The organism is Bacillus sp. NEAU-CP5, assembly GCF_026420705.1.
In the GTDB taxonomy this organism is placed as follows: Bacteria; Bacillota; Bacilli; order Bacillales; family Bacillaceae; genus Bacillus; species Bacillus velezensis.
Genome location: NZ_JAPMOV010000007.1, coordinates 130,343 through 149,966, shown reverse-complemented (window position 1 = coordinate 149,966; position 19,624 = coordinate 130,343). Strand labels below are relative to the sequence as shown.

17 protein-coding genes are annotated in these 19,624 nt (G+C 47.7%); 6 read left to right on the top strand and 11 right to left on the bottom strand.

Annotated features, from left to right (window positions below; all coding sequences use genetic code 11):
* Positions 1 to 84 precede the first annotated feature (84 nt).
* The 3 genes from nasD to cobA all read left to right on the top strand — a co-directional run bounded on the left by nasD (position 85) and on the right by cobA (position 4,349).
* A complete protein-coding gene (nasD, locus tag OTK50_RS18825) occupies positions 85 to 2,502 on the top strand; it encodes an NADPH-nitrite reductase (RefSeq protein WP_224224019.1) in 2,418 nt (805 codons plus the stop codon).
* Between the two features lie 20 nt (positions 2,503 to 2,522).
* Positions 2,523 to 2,843: a nitrite reductase small subunit NirD gene (gene nirD / locus OTK50_RS18820; protein ID WP_007409365.1), complete on the top strand. Its 321-nt coding sequence runs from the start codon at positions 2,523 to 2,525 to the stop codon at positions 2,841 to 2,843.
* A 66-nt stretch (positions 2,844 to 2,909) separates the two neighbouring features.
* The gene (gene cobA, locus OTK50_RS18815; RefSeq protein WP_130571633.1) at positions 2,910 to 4,349 is read left to right on the top strand and encodes a uroporphyrinogen-III C-methyltransferase; all 1,440 of its coding nucleotides are present in this window, start codon (positions 2,910 to 2,912) and stop codon (positions 4,347 to 4,349) included.
* Between the two features lie 54 nt (positions 4,350 to 4,403).
* Here cobA and OTK50_RS18810 read toward each other — a convergent pair whose 3' ends face one another.
* From OTK50_RS18810 to OTK50_RS18770, 9 genes are all read right to left on the bottom strand, one after another.
* Positions 4,404 to 5,414 carry an NAD(P)/FAD-dependent oxidoreductase gene (locus OTK50_RS18810; protein ID WP_224224018.1) on the bottom strand — a complete coding sequence of 337 codons (1,011 nt, stop codon included), beginning with the start codon at positions 5,412 to 5,414 and terminating at the stop codon, positions 4,404 to 4,406.
* Between the two features lie 186 nt (positions 5,415 to 5,600).
* Complete coding sequence (locus OTK50_RS18805; protein ID WP_045206681.1) at positions 5,601 to 6,836, bottom strand: PucR family transcriptional regulator; 1,236 nt, start codon at positions 6,834 to 6,836, stop codon at positions 5,601 to 5,603.
* Between the two features lie 157 nt (positions 6,837 to 6,993).
* Positions 6,994 to 8,448 (bottom strand): sodium/proline symporter PutP, encoded by a 1,455-nt coding sequence (gene putP, locus OTK50_RS18800; RefSeq protein WP_007609276.1) that lies wholly within the window; start codon positions 8,446 to 8,448, stop codon positions 6,994 to 6,996.
* 91 nt (positions 8,449 to 8,539) lie between these two features.
* Entirely contained in the window at positions 8,540 to 10,087 is a 1,548-nt protein-coding gene (gene pruA / locus OTK50_RS18795) for an L-glutamate gamma-semialdehyde dehydrogenase (protein WP_011996302.1), read from the bottom strand.
* A gap of 17 nt (positions 10,088 to 10,104) precedes the next feature.
* Positions 10,105 to 11,016: a proline dehydrogenase family protein gene (locus OTK50_RS18790; RefSeq protein WP_087920787.1), complete on the bottom strand. Its 912-nt coding sequence runs from the start codon at positions 11,014 to 11,016 to the stop codon at positions 10,105 to 10,107.
* Positions 11,017 to 11,218: 202 nt separating this feature from the next.
* Positions 11,219 to 11,989 (bottom strand): nucleotidyltransferase domain-containing protein, encoded by a 771-nt coding sequence (locus tag OTK50_RS18785; protein ID WP_045206678.1) that lies wholly within the window; start codon positions 11,987 to 11,989, stop codon positions 11,219 to 11,221.
* 65 nt (positions 11,990 to 12,054) lie between these two features.
* Positions 12,055 to 13,011 carry a cephalosporin C deacetylase gene (gene cah, locus OTK50_RS18780; protein WP_045206676.1) on the bottom strand — a complete coding sequence of 319 codons (957 nt, stop codon included), beginning with the start codon at positions 13,009 to 13,011 and terminating at the stop codon, positions 12,055 to 12,057.
* A 140-nt stretch (positions 13,012 to 13,151) separates the two neighbouring features.
* Positions 13,152 to 13,712 carry a shikimate kinase gene (locus OTK50_RS18775; protein WP_032872779.1) on the bottom strand — a complete coding sequence of 187 codons (561 nt, stop codon included), beginning with the start codon at positions 13,710 to 13,712 and terminating at the stop codon, positions 13,152 to 13,154.
* 126 nt (positions 13,713 to 13,838) lie between these two features.
* Entirely contained in the window at positions 13,839 to 15,149 is a 1,311-nt protein-coding gene (locus OTK50_RS18770; protein WP_266122000.1) for an MFS transporter, read from the bottom strand.
* Positions 15,150 to 15,368: 219 nt separating this feature from the next.
* Between OTK50_RS18770 and OTK50_RS18765 the strand changes: the two genes are divergently transcribed.
* Positions 15,369 to 16,157 (top strand): sugar phosphate isomerase/epimerase family protein, encoded by a 789-nt coding sequence (locus tag OTK50_RS18765; protein WP_020955290.1) that lies wholly within the window; start codon positions 15,369 to 15,371, stop codon positions 16,155 to 16,157.
* A 130-nt stretch (positions 16,158 to 16,287) separates the two neighbouring features.
* Positions 16,288 to 16,572: an antimicrobial peptide LCI gene (locus OTK50_RS18760; protein WP_007409062.1), complete on the top strand. Its 285-nt coding sequence runs from the start codon at positions 16,288 to 16,290 to the stop codon at positions 16,570 to 16,572.
* A 48-nt stretch (positions 16,573 to 16,620) separates the two neighbouring features.
* On the opposite strand, the gene nadE is transcribed toward OTK50_RS18760, so the two are convergent.
* Complete coding sequence (gene nadE, locus OTK50_RS18755) at positions 16,621 to 17,439, bottom strand: ammonia-dependent NAD(+) synthetase (RefSeq protein ID WP_094032907.1); 819 nt, start codon at positions 17,437 to 17,439, stop codon at positions 16,621 to 16,623.
* 134 nt (positions 17,440 to 17,573) lie between these two features.
* Entirely contained in the window at positions 17,574 to 18,170 is a 597-nt protein-coding gene (locus OTK50_RS18750; protein ID WP_011996295.1) for a DUF1989 domain-containing protein, read from the bottom strand.
* A 124-nt stretch (positions 18,171 to 18,294) separates the two neighbouring features.
* On the opposite strand from OTK50_RS18750, the gene OTK50_RS18745 reads away from it, so the two are divergent.
* Entirely contained in the window at positions 18,295 to 19,623 is a 1,329-nt protein-coding gene (locus OTK50_RS18745; RefSeq protein WP_007409059.1) for an amino acid permease, read from the top strand.
* Position 19,624: the final 1 nt, after the last annotated feature.

Sequence of the window (19,624 nt, the reverse complement as noted above, 5' to 3'; positions counted from 1 at the left end):
TGTTACATTTCATAACATGCACCTTAAATATTTGTTTTTGCTGTGCTACGCTAAAGAAAACATAGATAAGGAGCGGATCATCTGATGGGAAAAAAACAGCTAGTCCTTGTTGGAAATGGAATGGCCGGGGTAAGAGCGATTGAAGAAATACTGCGTGTTTCAAAAGACGAATTCGAGATTACAATATTCGGGGCCGAACCTCATCCCAACTATAACCGAATCCTTCTGTCAAAAGTGCTGCAAGGCGATACCGACATTCAAGACATTACATTAAACGATTGGAACTGGTACAAAGAAAACAACATCCAGCTGTATACCGGTGAAACAGTCATCAAAGTCGACACGGAAAACAAAACCGTCATCACCGATGCAGACAGAATCCAGCCTTACGATGAACTCATCCTGGCGACAGGCTCTGTCCCTTTTATCCTTCCGATTCCGGGCGCAGACAAACAAGGCGTCACGGCATTCCGGGACATAAAAGATACCGACACGATGCTCGCCGCGTCAAAACAATATAAAAAAGCAGCCGTCATCGGCGGAGGACTGCTAGGATTGGAAGCCGCACGCGGACTGCTGAATCTCGGCATGGACGTATCTGTGATCCACCTCGCCCCATTCCTGATGGAGCGCCAGCTTGACGCAGCGGCGGGACGCCTGCTGCAAAACGAATTAGAAAAACAAGGCATGACCTTTTTCCTTGAAAAGCAAACCGAAGAAATTCTCGGTACTGACCGTGTCGAAGGCGTACGCTTCAAAGACGGCACAAGCATCGAAGCTGACCTGGTCGTCATGGCGGTCGGCATCCGCCCGAATACACAGCTTGGCACAGAAAGCGGCATTCCGGTAAACCGCGGAATCATCGTCAATGATTATATGCAGACTGACATTCCGCACATTTACGCGGTCGGTGAATGTGCCGAGCACCGCGGAATTGCATACGGTCTTGTGGCGCCGCTCTATGAACAGGCGAAAGTGCTGGCCAAACATATTTGCGGCATTGACACAAAACCGTATGAAGGCTCCGTTCTCTCCACTCAATTAAAGGTATCAGGCGTCGAAGTCTTCTCTGCCGGTGACTTTAACGAATCAGAGGACAAAAAAGCGATTAAAGTGTTCGATGAACAGGACGGCATTTATAAAAAAATCGTCCTGAGGGGCAATCAAATTGTCGGCGCTGTTTTGTTCGGCGACAGCAGCGAGGGCGGCCGCCTGTTTTCTATGATTCAAAAAGAAGCCGATATCTCCGAAACTTCCAAAATATCAATCTTACAGCCTCTTGACCAGGAAGCAGGCGCAAGCATGACCGCGGCGATGAGCGACGATGAAATCATCTGCGGCTGCAATGGCGTTTCAAAAGGCGTGATTATTCAAGCCATTCAGGAAAAAGGCTGCACATCAACGGACGAAATCAAAGCATGCACCGGGGCATCCCGTTCCTGCGGAGGCTGTAAACCGCTCGTGGAAGACATTCTTCAATATACATTGGGCTCAGAATTTGACGCGTCCGCGCAAAAAGAAGCGATTTGCGGCTGCACATCACTGTCGAGAGATGAAGTCGTAGAAGAAATCAAAGCCAAAGGGCTGTCCCATACAAGAGAAATCATGAACGTGCTCGGCTGGAAAACGCCGGAGGGCTGCTCCAAATGCCGTCCTGCCCTCAACTACTACTTAGGCATGATTAATCCGGCTACATACGAGGATGACAGAACATCCCGTTTTGTGAACGAACGGATGCACGCCAATATTCAAAAAGACGGAACATACTCAGTCGTGCCCCGGATGTACGGCGGCGTGACCAACTCTCAGGATCTTCGCAAGATCGCCGATGTCGTCGACAAATATGAAATCCCGCTCGTTAAAATGACAGGCGGCCAGCGGATTGATCTCATCGGCGTCAAAAAAGAAGACCTGCCGAAAGTATGGGCCGAGCTTGATATGCCGTCAGGCTACGCGTACGGAAAAACACTCCGCACGGTAAAAACGTGCGTAGGCGAACAATTCTGCCGCTTCGGCACGCAAGACTCCATGGCACTGGGCATTGCGCTTGAGAAAAAATTCGAAGGGCTCAATACGCCTCATAAGGTTAAAATGGCCGTGTCCGCCTGCCCTCGGAACTGTGCGGAATCAGGCATTAAGGACCTTGGCGTTGTCGGCATCGACGGAGGCTGGGAGCTTTATGTCGGCGGAAACGGCGGAACCCATTTGCGCGCCGGTGATTTGCTGATGAAAGTAAAAACGAATGAAGAAGTCTTAGAATATGCGGGGGCTTACCTTCAGTACTACAGAGAAACGGCAAACTATCTGGAGCGGACATCCGCATGGCTTGAGCGCGTCGGTCTATCTCATGTCCAATCCGTATTAAACGATCCGGAAAAACGGCAGGAGCTCAACGACAGAATGAATGAGACACTCTCTGTCCACAAAGATCCGTGGCAATACTTCCTTAAAGATAAAAAAGCATCTAAAGATCTATTCGAAAATGTCGTCACGACTTCATAAAACAGTAAGGGGGAACGGACATGGTTAATAAAGATATGACAAAGGTTTGCATAGGCAAAGTAAACGAATTACCCGAGGAGTTAGGAAAAACCGTATATATAGAAGATAAAGAGCTTGCCGTATTTAAGCTTTCTGACGGGAGCGTCCGCGCCGTCGAAAATCGCTGTCCCCATAAAGGGGGCGTCCTGGCTGAAGGCATCGTCAGCGGAGAATACGTCTTCTGTCCGATGCATGACTGGAAAATCTCCTTAGAAGACGGAAAAGTCCAAGAGCCGGATCATGGCTGTGTCAAAACATACGAAACACTGATTGAAGGAGAGAATGTATACCTCCTGTATTGAGCAAAGACCGGATCACTTTTTCAAGTGGTCCTTCATTTTTTAAATTGCTGAAGGGATGACGCCATCATGAAAAACGGAATCGTATATTTTGTCGGTGCCGGACCAGGAGACCCGGGGCTGATCACCGTAAAAGGAAAACAGGCTCTGGAGAAAGCGGATATCATTTTGTATGACCGGCTCGCAAACCCAAAGTTTCTTGAATATGCCTCACCGGACTGCCGGTTCATTTATTGCGGAAAGCTGCCCGACCGTCATTTTATGAAACAGTCTGAGATAAATGCCCTGCTGATTGAAAAAGCGGCGGAGGGCTGCACCGTCGTCCGCTTGAAAGGCGGAGACCCAAGTGTGTTCGGCAGAGTCGGCGAAGAAGCGGAGGCGCTTCATCAGCACGGCATCCGCTACGAAATGGTGCCCGGCATCACCTCGGGAATCGCAGCGCCGCTGTATGCGGGAGTCCCCGTCACCCATCGTGATTTCGCTTCGTCCTTCGCGATGATCACCGCTCATGATACATCATTGCAAGGCAGGCCGAATCTCGACTGGGAAGGGCTTGCCCGAAGCGTTCAAACGCTTGTGTTTTACATGGGCGTTAAAAATCTGTCGTTTATATGCCGGCAGCTTATGGAGTACGGAAAATCCCCTTCCGTTCCCGTACTCGTCATTCAATGGGGGACGTGGGGGCGGCAGCGAAGCGTTAAAGGAACGCTTCAGGACATCCATGAAAAAGTTCAAAGCCAAAACATCACCAACCCTGCCATTATCGTCATCGGTGATATTGTCAATTTTCAAACACACAGCTGGTTTGAAAGCAAACCGTTCATCGGGCGGCATATCATGGTTGTCACTCATGGCGATGAAGAACATACATTGACAGACAAGCTGCGCGAGTATGGCGCCGATGTTATTGAATGGCCGAAGCGGATCGTTAAAAAAATGCCCGCAAACGAAAACATCCTGAAACAGATCAGCACCTTTGAACAACTATTTTTCACATCGCGCCTTGCGGTATGCGAATTCTTTGACACACTGGCTTTCAAACAGATCGACATCCGCCGGGTGACCGCAACCCTGAATGCAGCGACTGAGGCCGCAAAGACGGAACTGACAAAACGGGGCTTTCTCCTATCCGAATGTCAAATTGATTCTCCGCATTCACTCATCGTAGGAAGCCGTCAAGCAGCAGAAAACTTGTCAAACTCAAAATCATGCTCTTTTTATATCACCCATGAACATATCGCGGATGAGCGGTTCACTTCCATGATCGAACGCACGATCAGTGAGTCTCCTCTGCAAATGATTATCTGTACGGGCAAAGAATCCGCTCAGCATTTGATCAGCGCCGGAAAACAAATCGGCATATCACCGGATCCGTCAGCAAACCGCCCTCCCGTCATCTGCATGGGCGAAGACGTCCCCGCCGGCTGCGGGTTTACCGCCGTGAAAAATCAGGAACAGTTATTTGCGTTTATACGAAATGAAATGAAAGACATGCTCGTTCACAGCTGATACGCCGGAATGCTTTTCTGACCCCCAGGCTCAACATCGGGGGTCAGCCCTTTTTTATTGTGTCACCAATTTTTTATGGTGAGTCGAATACATCGCCATCTGATCCGCCTGCGGGTCCAAATATGCTTTGGCGCTGTTCACGGCGGTCGGCCCCTCCGTGAAACCGCCGGCAATCAATCTGAGCTTGCTTTCATAATGGGCGGCGTCACCGGCGACAAACACGCCCGGAAGATTCGTCCGCATATGTCTGTCAGCTTTAATCCTGCCTTCTTCAATCTCAAGCCCCCAGTCCTTCATCGGACCGAGATCAATTTTAAACCCGTGGTTGATAATGAGCTCATCAAGCTTGATGACTTCAGAAAGTCCGGACTCAGTTTGGCAAATGGTGACGCTCTCGATCCGTTCTCCGGTGCCGTTGAGATGCTTCAGTCGATACGGCGCAAGCACCCGCACGGAAGACCGCTTCATTTTCGCCACGCTGCTTTCCAAACCGCCGAACTCCTCCCTGCGGTGCAAGACGGTAACAGACGCCGCAATCGGTTCCAGCTCATTCGCCCAGTCAACCGCGGTATCTCCCCCTCCGGAAATCACGACATGCTTCCCCTGAAACGCATCAAGCTTCTCCACTTTATAATGAAGGTTCTTTCCCGAATAACGGCTCGCATCCGCGCTGTCAAGTTCATTGACCTCAAGCGTTCCCATGCCGACGGCCAAAATCACCGTGCGCGTATAGTGCTTTTCCCCTTTGGAACTTTCCAGCACAATGGTTCCGTCTTCCAGCCGTTCAAATCCGGTCACCCGCTGATTCAACACGATATCCGGCTTAAATGTCGCAGCCTGTTCCTTCAGCTGCCTAATAAGCTGTTCTCCGACAATCCCAGGTATTCCGCCGATATCACGGATGATTTTTTCAGGGAAAAACATAGACACTTTCCCTCCGAGCCGCGGCAAAAACTCGATCACTTTCGTTTTCAGCTCACGCATCCCGCAATAAAAAGCCGCAAACAGGCCGATCGGGCCTCCGCCTATAATCGTGACGTCATACACCTCATGATTTTCCGCCATCGTTCTGCCTCCCGTTTATATCTATACTTCAAACATTTTTAATTGAGAATCAATATCAATGAAAGTATAACACATATTGAGGAGCAGTGTTTATTCATTTCTCTCTTGCGGAAAAGGAGTGATTCAGAAGTGAGGTTAAGCGGGAAGGTATTAAAACTGAAACCAGTACGGCGACTGGTTTCTTTTTTATTTCTTTTTCATCAGCATGATATCGAGGTACAGCTGGCACCTTGTCCTGAAGTCGTTTAAATTAATTGATGTCATGTCAAGAATCTGTTTGATACGGTAGTTCAATGTGTTTTGATGAATAAAAAGCTGTTCTGCGGCTGGTTTTGTTTTGCAGTTATTGAGGAGATAGATTTCTAACGTTTTCAGCAGTTCGGTACTGCTTTCTCTGTCTTTGGCTTTTAATAACGCTAAATCATCGTTTACATATTCCAGTGAGGCGTTTTTTTCTTCGATGCTTTCAAGATAGCGGTAAATCCCGAGCTTACTGTATTCGTACGGGATATTTTCCTGGTTTCCGGTTATTTCTGCGGCCTTTATGACTTCAAGGGCCTCTATATAACTTTTGCCGAGCTTCAGGATGCTGCTGTATTCATTGCCGATTCCGATATAGATGGGAGTGGGGATCTTCTGAAAGTGAAAATGAGTCAGCAGTTTGTGGATAAATTCAGATGCTGCCGAAGTGCCGGAGCTTTTTTGCGAGAAGCTTGCGACGACGATGACAATATTGGAATCAATGGTTAAGACGTGACTGACTTTATCCCGCAAATTCAAGTACGATTTGATGTTTTCCTTCACATCTTCGACTGCCTCCCCATCCCCATTTGCGGCGTGCAGGACGACTACTGAAAAAACCGACGGCAGCACGGCGTTCATCTTTTCCGCTTCCCGCCTGAACTCCTTTTCAGAGGAGAATTGCTGAAAGATCGCCCGTTTCACCAGGTCTTCCGCTCTTTCTTCTTTTTCTTGTTTCAGCCGGTTCGTTTTATAGATGATTTTTCCGACATGAAATGAAGTTTCATATAAAAAATCGAGCTCCTCGTCCGTCAAGTTTCGGTCGAGCTCCTGAATCCAGATGTAGCCCATCACTTCCCCTTTATGTTTTGCGCTTACAACCACTCTCTGATTCAGTCCGATACTGTCTATTTTTTCGACACGGAACGGTTCAGGAACGGTTTTCAGCTTTTCGATCACCCCGTCCTTCAGAAACCTTTCAAAAATCTGCACGGGGCATTTTTTTGAAAATATCGTCTGCTGGTTGGCGGAGTCGAAGTGATTAATGTAATAAGAATTATAGGCAAGCAAAAAGAAATCCGCGCTTTCCAGAATAACGGGCTTCTGCAATTCATAACTGATGAAATCAATTAATTTATCAATGTCCGTAAATGAAAAAACTCTCTCTAAAAGCTCTTCCATACCTATTTCTCCTATGCTCTTTTTATCTTTATCATACTCTGCGGGGTGACTTTTTGTATAGAAAAAAATTCACCTATTCCCAAAACGGCATGATCCGAAAGCCTGTATCGTGAAAAGAGGAAAAAGGGCGGTCCCTTCTTCCTCTCGTTCCTTGCTTTTATTGAGAAAGTGTATCACGGTAATCATGAAACTGATCTGTGACATCTTTTGACGGAGCCTGTGTCAATAAGCTGACGACAAATACAGCGGCAAGGCTTACAGCAAAGCCCGGAATGATTTCGTACAAAAAGTCTGAAAGACCGGCATTCGCCCAAATGATTACGGTAATCGCTCCCGCAATCATGCCGGCGAGTGCCCCCCATTTCGTCATCCGTTTCCAAAATAAACTGAGCAGTACGACCGGCCCGAATGACGCGCCGAATCCCGCCCATGCATAGCTGACAAGACCAAGTATCGTGTTGTTTTTCTCCCAGGCGAGCACCAAAGCGATGATTGACACCGCAAGCACTGCCATTCTCCCCAGAAATACGAGTTCCTTATCAGAAGCCGAACGCCTGAACATGGACTTATACAAATCCTCCACTAAAGAACTGGACGTAACGAGCAGCTGAGACGAAATCGTACTCATAATGGCCGCTAAAATCGCAGAAATGAGAAAACCCGTAATAATCGGGTGGAACAGAATGTTGCCGAGCTGAATAAAAATGGTTTCCGGATCAGCCAGCTTCAGTCCGTGCTGGTGGTAATACGCGATTCCCGCAAGACCCGTAAACAGCGCGCCTAGTGCAGACAAAATCATCCATCCCATTCCGATCCGTCTGGCGCGTTTGATTTCTTTCACAGATGTGATCGCCATAAAGCGCACAATAATATGCGGCTGCCCGAAATAGCCGAGCCCCCACGCAAATAAAGAAATAATGCCGAGGACGGTCGTCCCTTTGAACATGTTAAACAGTTCCGGGTTGACGGAACGGATATCGGCAACGGTTTCCCCCGGGCCGCCCGTATGGAAAATCGTCACAATCGGCACGAGAATAAGCGCCACAAACATAATGATCCCTTGAACAAAGTCCGTCCAGCTTACCGCCAAAAAGCCTCCGAACAAGGTGTAGGCGACAACGACGCCTGTCACGACCCACAGTCCCGTGTGGTAATTCAACCCTAAAATGCTGTTGAATAAGACGCCTCCTGAGACCATGCCGGATGATACGTAAAATGTGAAAAAGACGAGAATAACAAGACCCGAAAACAGTCTGAGAAGCTTCGTATGGTCACCGAAACGGTTTTCAAGGAAACCCGGAATGGTGATGGAATTCCCCGCTTTTTCGGTATACGTTCTCAGCCTCGGCGCCACGAAAAGCCAGTTCGCCCACGCCCCGAGCACAAGCCCGAGCACAATCCAAGCGCCGCTTAATCCTGTCGAGAACATAGCACCCGGAAGCCCCATCAAGAGCCATCCGCTCATATCCGCCGCTCCCGCGCTGAGCGCTGTGACGGCAGGGCCTAAAGAACGCCCCCCGAGCATGTAATCCGTCAGATTTGACGTCCGTCTGTAGGCGAAATAACCGATAAACAGCATACCCGCCATATAAATACAAATGGAAATAATCAACTGAATGTTTGCTATGGCATTTCCTCCTCCGCTTTATATGTTTATGGTGAAATGGACACCCCCCGCGAGGAGGATGCCCATTCAGTCCCTCTTAAAACATTTCACTGATTGTTTTCGCCTGCATGTGGAGGGCCAAATAATCCGGGCCGCCCGCTTTTGAATCAGTGCCGGACATTTTGAAGCCGCCGAACGGATGGTAGCCGACAATCGCTCCCGTACAATTGCGGTTGAAGTACAGGTTGCCGACATGGAATTCCTGTTTCGCCCGTTCAATATGTTTGCGGTTATTTGTAATGACCGCGCCTGTCAAACCATATTCAGTATTGTTGGCCACTTCTAAAGCTTCATCAAAGTTTGACACTTTAGAAAACGCCACGACAGGCCCGAAAATTTCTTCCTGCATGAGTCTGGCTTTCGGATCAAGGTCAGCGAAGATCGTCGGCTTAATAAAGTAGCCTTTTGAATCATCTCCGGTGCCGCCGCTTACTAAACGGCCTTCTTCTTTTCCGATTTCAATGTAGCTCATGATCTTGTCGTAAGAACCTTGGTCGATGACAGGCCCCATATAAACATCTGCACTGTCAGGTTTAGCAGTTACTTTTGATTCCGTAATTTCAATGACACGCTCTAATACTTGATCATACACTTTTTCATGGACAACTGCACGTGAACCTGCAGAACATTTTTGTCCGGCAAAGCCGAATGCTGATGTAAAGATCGATTGAGCCGCTAATTCAATGTCCGCGTCCTCGTCGACAACAACCGTATCTTTACCGCCCATTTCAGCAATGACACGCTTTAAGTGCTGCTGGCCCGGCTGCACTTTCGCCGCGCGTTCGAAAATTCTCGTACCGACTTCACGTGATCCTGTAAATGTGATAAGGCTTGTTTTCGGATGGTCAACAAGATAATCGCCTACTTCTGCTCCGCTTCCCGGCACAAAGTTGACTACGCCTTTTGGCAATCCGGACTCTTCAAGCACCTCAACAAATTTTGCTGCAATAACAGGTGTAGCACTCGCAGGTTTTAGAACCACTGTGTTTCCAGTAACGATCGGCGCCACTGTTGTTCCTGCCATGATCGCAAACAAGAAGTTCCACGGCGGAATAACAACTGTCACTCCAGTCGGCGTGTACACATATTGGTTTTTCTCACCTTCACGGCTGTTGACCGGTTTGCCTTTTGCCAGTTCGATCATTTGGCGTGCATAATACTCCATGAAGTCAATCGCTTCAGCCGTATCTGCATCAGCTTCGTTCCAAGGTTTTCCCGCTTCCTTGACGAGCAGGGCGGAGAATTCGTGCTTTCTGCGGCGGACTTTGGCAGCTGCGCGGAACAAAACGGCCGCTCTTTCTTCAGGGGATGTGTATCTCCACTCTTCAAATGCTTTCGCAGCTGCCTCAATCGCCTGCTCAGCGTGCTCCTGGGACGCCTTTGACACTTTTCCGACGACTTCTTCTTTATCAGCCGGATTGATTGAAACGATTTTCGCTTCCGTCTCTACCTTTTCACCGTTGATGACGAGCGGATAATCTTTTCCCAGATATTCATTTACCGTCGCAAGCGCTTTCTTAAATTCTTCAACGTTCGATTGATCTTGGAAATTCGTGAATGGTTCGTGTTTATAAGGTGTAGTCATTGTCATCTCTCCCTTTTTTACTTCTTAGTCATTCCTTTAAAGGCGAATGCGATGTTTGAGGGGCGTTCGGCGAGCCGTCTCATGAAGTAGCCGTACCAGTCATCCCCGTAAGGCAGGTAGACTCTCATGCGGTATCCTTCCTCCACCAGGCTGAGCTGGGTTTGCGAGCGCATGCCGTACAGCATCTGAAACTCAAAACGGTCGTTTGGAATGCCGTGCTCTTTGGCAAGCTGTTTTGTAAACTCGATCATTTTGTCATCATGCGTGGCAACTGCCGTATAATGTCCTTTTAAAAGCTGTTTGCGGATGAGTCTTTTATAATTTTCATCGACGTCGCTTTTTTCAGGATAGGCCACCTTTTCCGATTCTTTATAGGCCCCTTTGACAAGCCGCAGAAACGGATTCAGCGGGCTGAGGTCATCCAGATCCTTCTCCGTTCTGTACAGATAAGCCTGCACTACGGTGCTTACGTATTCATACCGGCTCCGGAAGTCTTTAAAGATATCCAGCGTTTTCTGGCATCTCGTTTCGTCTTCCATGTCAATCGTCACCATGACTTTATGTTTTTCAGCCGTCTGGAGGATTTTCGTCATATTTTCATAGACAAGATCGAGATCTATATCAAGACCTAAAGACGTCATTTTTAATGACACTTGGGAATTCAGCTGTTCATCAGCGATTAAGGCGATGGTCTGCATGCACTCCTCGGTGCGTTCTTTCGCGACATCACCGCTGTTGACAAATTCCCCCAAATGATCGACAGTAACTGACAGCCCCTGGCTGTTCAAATGTCGGATTGTCGGGATAGAACTGCGGAAATCCATTCCTCCGATGATTTTGCCGGCTGCCACACGGCTTCCCCAGCTTCGCGCCATCTTATTGAGAAAGCTGCTCTTGGATAAAAATAAGAAAAAATCTCTTGTAATCACTTCCAACCTTAACACCCCGCAATCTAAGAAGTATTTGTATGAGTCTATTGTAAATGGACAAAACATCCTCTCACAATATTCTAAAAATACAAAGATTCTGATAAATTTTTGTGGTTTTACCACAATCAGCTTCTTAGATAGCAGGCGGATTATGCCGAAAAATGGCGGACGGAAATGACGGCAATCGTCAATTTCCGCCTTTTTACCCCCACGCCTCTTCGACGGTCTGAATTAATAGCTGATTCAGTTCCTCCGTTATGTCAGGTTTCGGCGTTTTGATCGTTTTGACATAGTGCCCGATGCGTTCTATTTCTTCTTCTATAAATGCATGAATGATCGTATTTCTCGGTTCCGGAGCCAGCTCCTGACCGCTTTTTTTCCTTGTAAGCAGTGTATTGATTTCAGAAATGAGCGCTTCATCCGTCAATAAGGCATCGGCCAGTACGGGAAATGACATCGGCGGTACGGAGCCGAACGTTTCAATCCATCTGCAGGCAAGGAGAGGACGCAGAACATAAAAATACTTTTTAATCTTCACTTCACTGCCCCGCAATTCCGTTTTTTCATTCCGTTTTGCCATATTGAGATAATGATAGATGCCGGCTTCAGGCGAAAAGGCGCGGTTTTTCAGTTTTCGAAGCTTTTCAGCCGCTGAGAAAGCTTCATAATAGATCATCTCAGAAGAGAGCCATTCCAAAAGAGGCGGATTTGATTTTTTATAAAGCCTAAGCGCTTTTCTCAGTTCCCAGCCGCTGATGTCAAGCATGTCATGAATCGGCTCTTCTATGACATCCCTATGCGGTTCGATCGAAAAGTACCATTCTTTTTTCGGCACATAGAGAAACCGTACATCGTAGTCGCTGTCGCTTGACGGAAATCCCCATGCGCGGCTCCCTGATTCTACGGCATAAAGCACCTTGACGCCGTGCTGTGCTTCAATTCGTTTTAATTCTTCGATGATCCTTTGTTCCATCTGTATCCGTCCTTTTCCGTGATGATTCCTGAAAAAAGCCCAAGTACTTGGGCTTTTCGCTGCCGTCAGCCTTTCAGATGCGCTTTCAGAAAGGCCAGCTTTTCCGTATGGAAAGAAGGTATGTATTCATGTCCGAAATACCGGTAAACCTTCAATTCTTTTTCCGTTTCCAGATGATTGTAAGCGGCAAACACCGTCGACGGCGGAGTCACGCGGTCAATCAGCCCGATGGACATGAGCACCGGAACTTTTACGCGGTCCGCCAGATTCATGATATCAAAATAGGCCAGTGTATTCATCGCGGCCTTCTCCGTTTCAGGGCTGCCGTTCTTTCTGAAAAAGGAGTTAATCTCAAGATACGGCTCATCAAGAGCGACATCAATGGCCCGCTCAAAATTGCTTAAATAAGGATAATCGGCCGCAACCGCTCTCGGAATGTCAGATAGTGCCGCCGCGGCGATTGAAAGTCCGCCTCCCTGGCTCCCGCCGATGACGGCGATCCTCGTTTCATCCACTTCCTCAAAGCCGCTGATGACTTCCAAAGCCCGGACGGCATCTAAGTACACGCCGCGGTAATAATATGTATCTTTATCTAAAATCCCTTTTGTCATCCAGCCGGGAACGTGTCCGTGCGGTGAGACGCCTGTATCTGTGCTGCTGTGCTGACCGCGGACAAGCATGCCGAACGCGGCATATCCGTGTAGCGCCCAATTTACGATGTCATGTATATCCCCGTCATAGCTCGCGTTATAGCCGTGATATTTCACGATAGCCGGATGCGGTCCTTGCCGGTCGGGAACGGCGTACCATCCCTCAATTTCCGCCTTGCCGAAGCTTCGGTATGTCAGCCGGAATACTTTCACGCCGTCAGCCGGGTAGCTTTCAGCCTTCAATTCAGGCTTTGCCTCTTCCTTTGCAAGCTCATGTAATGATGATGCCCAAAAATCCGAAAAGTCATGAGGAGCGGTTTTATTTGGTTTATAGGTTTGCAGTTGGTCGAGCGGCAAGTCGTATAATTGCATATCCGATTATTCTCCTTTGTTTTATAAGATTTAATTTTCTGACTCTATCTTAACACGATTTTACACTCATTTTCTAAACATTTTAATAAACGTTTGTTTAAAAACAAAAAAGCCGTGCGCTCACAGCGTCACGGCTCTTTTTACATCGGCTGATACAGGTCCCAGCCGATTTTTAACGTTTCTACGATATAATCGGCTATTTCTTCTGGTTCCAGATTATCCGTCGCCACTTTTGAATTATGTTTATCATAGATGCTTTGGCGCTCGTTAAAGAGCTGCTGCATTTCATCCATGGAACGGTTATGCAGAACGGGACGGCTTTCAATCAGCAGATCAGCCCGCTGCTTCCAATTCTCCCATGATAAATCAAGATGGAGCACGAGACAGTTTTCAAGGCAGCACTGTCTGATTTCCTCTTGTTTAAACGAACCGCCCCCAAGTGACACGATCTTGAATTTCGTATTGCGGCAGATATCTAATATATAATCCTTTTCGGTCTGACGGAAAAAGGCTTCACCTTTTTTCTCAAACATTTCAGGGATGGACATCTTGAAATCTTTCTCAATCTGCAGATCAATATCAATGAAGTCTCTGTATAATTTCTTAGCGACCAGCTGGCCGATTGTTGTCTTTCCGACACCCATGAATCCGATCAGTACGATATTTCTTTCTCTTACGGGAATGGCACGTTTTGCGTTCATCTTCGGCGAAATCCTCCTAAGAAATGAAAAAGTTATGTTTATTATATGATAACTCAATATTGAAATATAGAGATAATGCAATGAAAGAAAACCCATCCTTTATTAAGAAGAGATGAGTTTTTCTTTCTATCGGAGCGTAATGCGTTCCACCTTTCCGACAATGAAAATATAAGAAAATGCCCCGATAAATGCGACAGCGCCGACAAACAGAATCGCTCCATTATATGAACCGGTCGCAGAAACGATAAACCCGATGATAAGCGGGGTGATAATACCGGCCATATTGGCGAAGAAGTTAAACACGCCTCCTGCCAATCCGATTGTCTCGCTTGGCGCCACCTCACTCAGCATCGTCCAGGATATATTGGACATGCCCTGCGCAAAAGAAGCAATGGATAAGATCGTCAAAACCGCAGGAGCAGATTCCGTAACATTCGCGAGCACGATGGAGCCTGTCAGCAGAAGACCGAGGATGACGGGCGTTTTCCGGGCAACGTTTACCGACACGCCCCGTTTCATCATGCCGTCAGACCAAAATCCGCCGAACAATACGCCGAAAAAAGCGGCGATATACGGGATTGATGCGGCGAAGCCGACTTTTAAGAAAGCCATGTGCTTTGCCTCCGCCAGATAAGTCGGAAACCATGTCAAAAAGAAGAACAGCGTGGAGGCTACGGCGAATTGGCCGATATACAATCCGACAAGCTTGCGGTATTTTAGAAGCTGGACGAAATCCGCCCACGATATCCTGCCGGCTGAATCAGACACCTCAGTCAGTCCGCCGCCTTCTTTAATATAATCAAGCTCCTCACGATTCACTTTCCGATACCCGTTCGGCTCGTGATACATTTTAAACCAGAAAATGGAGAAAACAATTCCGAGCACCCCTGAGGAAATAAATACGGCGCGCCAGTCAAATGCCGTTAACACCCAGAATAAAACCGGTGTGGCAAACGCCAGCCCGACATATTCCCCCGCCGTATAAACACCCGTCGCAAAGGCGCGTTCCCGCCTTGGAAACCATGTCGTGACAATCCGGTTGTTTGCCGGAAACGCCGGCGATTCAGCTATGCCGATGAGCAGGCGGCAGCCGAATAGAAACCCGAAACTTGTCGCAAAAGCTTGTACTCCGGTAAAAACCGACCACACAAATAAAGAAATTCCGTATGTCCGTTTTGACCCGAATTTATCCAAAATGAGCCCGCCTGGAATCTGCATCCCCGTATAGGTCCAGCTGAACGCAGAAAAAACGATGCCCAAAAGCGCGGGGCTTATGTTCAGCGAATGTTGAATTGATGGGCCGACAATAGATACACTGGCTCGGTCTATATAATTAATCGCAGTGATAAAAAACAAAAGAACCAATATCACATAACGAGCGCGAGTCGGTTTATTGCGGACGGGACTGAAGGCCCTCAGCTCCGTTTCTTTTTTCAATGGCTTCTCCCCCCTTACTCGAATGAAATTAATTGTACAACACTTCGGTTAATTATTTAATACTTTGACGCAAAAAAGCGTTAAACAATTTGTGTGCCGCACTGACCTGATGCAGACACACCCCGCTTATAAAAAAGTGTCTGCCCTTTTCACCTGTTTATCCGTATCGCACCCGGGGAAAAAGTACACATATGATAGACAGTTACGGGAGGATTACCGATGAAACTGAGTTTTTGCACGACAGGATTTAAGAAAAAGCATATTTTCGACATCATTTCTTTCGCGAAGGAGCACTCCTTTGAGGGAATCGAACTGTGGTACGGACACGCTAAACAATATATAGAGGAAATCGGCCCGCTCGACAGGCTTTATCAGCAGCTTCAGGAGGAAGGCATCAGGGTGCCTGCCGTCAGTTTGTACACTGACTTCGCCACTCAGGATGAAAGGCAGGCGTTAAAGGATGTTCAAAGGGCATTAAGCGCGGCACGACAGCTGCACAGTCCCTTGATCAGAGTCTTTGCCGGCAATCTTCCTTCGCACCGGACGTCACCGGAAAAGTGGCAACGTGCGGTTGATCAATTTCAGCAGGCGGCACGGCTCGCAGATGACTATGAAGTCGATATCGGGCTTGAGATTCATTACGATACGTACGCGGATACACCGGAGGCGGCGCTGGCATTTTTGGAGGATGTCGGACATCCGCGGGTCCGCACCATTTTTGACGGCTCCAACCTACATGTCAATCACGTTGACCAAATGTCCGCTTTGGAAAAACTGTATCATACCGTCAGCCACATTCATCTGAAAAACTATCACTGGAATTTTGACAACTGGTATCTCAGCAAGCCGGTATCCGTTCTGCAAGGGGATTTACGGCAGGAACCCTTTCTGAAAGAACTGATGAACAGGCAATACGGCGGATTCGTATCACTCGAATACTTCGGTCATCATGCTGAAGAGCATATCAAAGAATCACTGAATGAGATCAGGCACTGCTTTAAGAAATAAAAAACATCCCCTCTGAAGGGATGTTTTTTCAAATTAAGAAAAAAATTTTAGAAATACAGAAGGAATTTTATGGATAATCATCTAATTATTAACACTGTAACACATTTCATTTGAAAAGGGAGTGCTCGAAATGAAATTCAAAAAAGTGTTAACCGGTTCTGCGTTGTCTCTTGCCTTACTGATGTCTGCCGCTCCTGCCTTTGCCGCATCACCAACAGCATCCGCATCCGCGGAAAATAGTCCAATCTCAACGAAAGCAGATGCCGGCATTAATGCCATCAAACTCGTTCAAAGCCCTAACGGCAACTTCGCTGCTTCTTTCGTTTTAGATGGAACAAAATGGATTTTCAAAAGCAAATACTATGACAGCAGCAAAGGGTATTGGGTAGGGATTTATGAAAGTGTAGATAAATAAAAATGAGATAAACAAAAAACCTCCCTTTCAAAAGGGAGGTTTTTTATTCTATTTCCACCAATCATCAAACATCGATGCCGGCACCTGGCGCTTATGCTCCGTACTGAGGTAGCGTTTTTCCAGCGCCTCAATCACTTTGGAAGAAACATCCTTGCCTTCTAAATAATCATCAATGTCATTGTATGTGATGCCGAGTTCGGTCTCATCAGTCTGCTGCGGTTTTTCATCAAGCAGATCGGCCGTCGGTAATTTCAAATACAGGCGCTCCGGCGCACCGAGCTCTTCTAATAAACGTCTGCCCTGGCGTTTCGTTAATCCGGTCAGCGGCAGCAGATCAGCGCCGCCGTCACCGTATTTCGTGAAGAAACCGGTCACCGCCTCGGCCGCATGGTCGGTTCCGATGACAAGCAGCCCCTCTTGTCCGCCGATGGCATATTGAGCGATCATTCTCATTCTGGCTTTTACATTTCCTTTGTTAAAGTCAGACAGCTGATCGCCCGTGTCTTTTTTGTACTGATCGGCGAACGCGCTGACAGCGGACTTAATATCAAATGTCCACGATTTATCAGGTTTAATGAATTTGAGCGCCAATTGGGCGTCATCCTCATCCTGCTGTGTGCCGTGCGGAAGACGGACGGCGATAAATTCAGCGTTTCCGCCTTCTTCTCTGATGCTTTCAGCCGCCAATTGGGCGAGGCGTCCCGCAAGCGTGGAATCCTGCCCCCCGCTGATGCCGAGCACAAAGCCTTTGGCACCTGTTTTTTTCAAATATTGTTTCAGAAAGTTCACTCTGTCCTCAATTTCTTGTTTCGGATCAATTGAGGGCTTTACATGGAGATCATTCATAATTTGTTTCTGGATGCTCATCCCAATCACTCCTCCTGCATTGTTTCTTTATGATCCATTTCCCGTTCATGCTGAAAATGAATCATGCCACTATGTACGACTCTCTGTTAAATATAGCACAGGTGCAGATTTTAAGTGAATCAAATACACCGGGATCAGCTGATTTCCACCCGCAGCGCCGTGATGCTGTCTCCGTTGCATTTTCCTTTTTCAATCGGACAGGATGAAAACGCGACGACGAGATCCATTTCCGCACGGAGCCGTACATAATCACCCGCGTCAGAAAGAGGCGTTTCGACTGATAAGTTCCCCTTCTCATCGAGCACCGTGTTCATAAAGATGGCAAATGGGTAATGCATATGCGGCCGCGGCACCCCGAACGGTTCAAGCGCCCCGCTCATATTGTCATAGCACGTATCCTGGAGCTCGTCTTTATGCTTTCCGTATAAAAGCCTGTTCATATCCGGACGGCAGGCGGGAAGCAGCAGGTCATGCTTGCCGACTGTATCCTCAATCAGCGTCAGCATCGGCTTGTATAAATTCGAATAAATATGATCACCCGTTTTTACATGAATGGACTGGTTGGCATCAATCGTCGCGCCCTGATCAAGATGTTCATAAAAGTCCTTGGCATGATACGCCGTAAAATCAGCCACCTGCTGCCCTTCCACATCGACTACTTTTATAATCTGCCCTTTGTGAACCTTCAGGCCGAGCCCTTTTTTCGGCGGTACAATAAATTGCTGTGTCATCAGACTGCTCCTTTTTTTCTTCTATTATGAACTTCGGCCGTTTGTTTCATGTAAAGCAATTTATTGGATGTATATTCCCCTTCTGACGGCCGCAATCTAAGCTTTGATAAAGGGGTTGAACTTCATGGGTAAATCACAGGACCAGCCTAAAGGAAATCTCGCTTGGTGGCAGCTCTCCTTAATCGGCGTCGGCTGCACAATCGGGACGGGCTTTTTTCTCGGGTCCAGCATCGCTATTGTCAAAAGCGGATATTCCGCGCTGATCTCATTTCTTATTGCCGGGCTTGGCACCTATTTTGTCTTTGAGCAGCTCGCGAAGCTTTCGGCCAAACAGCCCGAAAAGGGGTCTTTTTGCGCTTATGCGAGAAAGGCTTTCGGCACTTGGGCCGGTTTCAGCAACGGATGGGTGTACTGGTCGTCCGAGATGCTGATCACTGGAAGCCAGCTGACAGCGATCTCGCTTTTTACGAAGCATTGGTTTCCGAATGTGCCGCTGTGGATTTTCGCCTCCATCTATGCGGTGCTCGGTCTCTTGATTATATTTACGGGGCTGTCCGTTTTTCAAAAAACGGAAAATGTGCTCGCTGTTGTCAAGACGGCGGCGATTTTTATGTTTATCGTCATCGCCATATTGGCGCTGTGCGGTATATTTTCTCATAAACCGGATGTGCAGGTGCCGAACGAATCAAAGGATTTGTTCCCGCACGGAGCGATGGGGTTATGGACGGGATTGATTTATGCGTTTTACGCCTTCGGAGGAATTGAAGTCTTGGGGCTGATGACCGTGCATTTGAAAAAGCCGGAGGAAGCCTCAAAATCAGGCCGGCTGATGCTTGCCGTTCTTGCGGTGATTTACGTCATTTCTCTCGGCCTGGCGCTGCTGTTAGTGCCGCTGGGCAAATTCACCGAACAGGACAGCCCGTTTATTACATCGCTGAAGGGTTTTCATTTAGATATCATTCTTGATATTTTTAACGGGATTTTTATTATTGCGGGATTTTCCACGCTCGTCGCCTCGCTGTTTGCCGTGACGACATTGCTTTGTACAATGGCCGATGACGGGGATGCGCCGAAATGCTTCAGATTAAAGGAAAACAAAAAAATCTGCTGGCCTGCGCTCGGATTGACGTTTGCCGGACTCATCGTCTCCATCATCCTGTCATTGGTGCTGCCGAAAAATATATATGAACACATGACAACCGCGGCGGGCCTGATGCTTCTTTATACGTGGCTGTTCATTTTGTTCTCGGGCAAGAAACTGCTTGAAACGACAAAGATGGGAACCGTACAGATTGTTATCGCCCTTGTGCTGATTGTCGCGGCCGTCTCCGGGACGCTGTTTGAGAAATCGAGCCGGCCCGGTTTTCTGGTCAGCCTTTGTTTTCTCGCCGTCATTGCGATCGTGACATGGATCGTACAAAAAAAGCAGGGACACAGCCCTGCCGGATCATAGC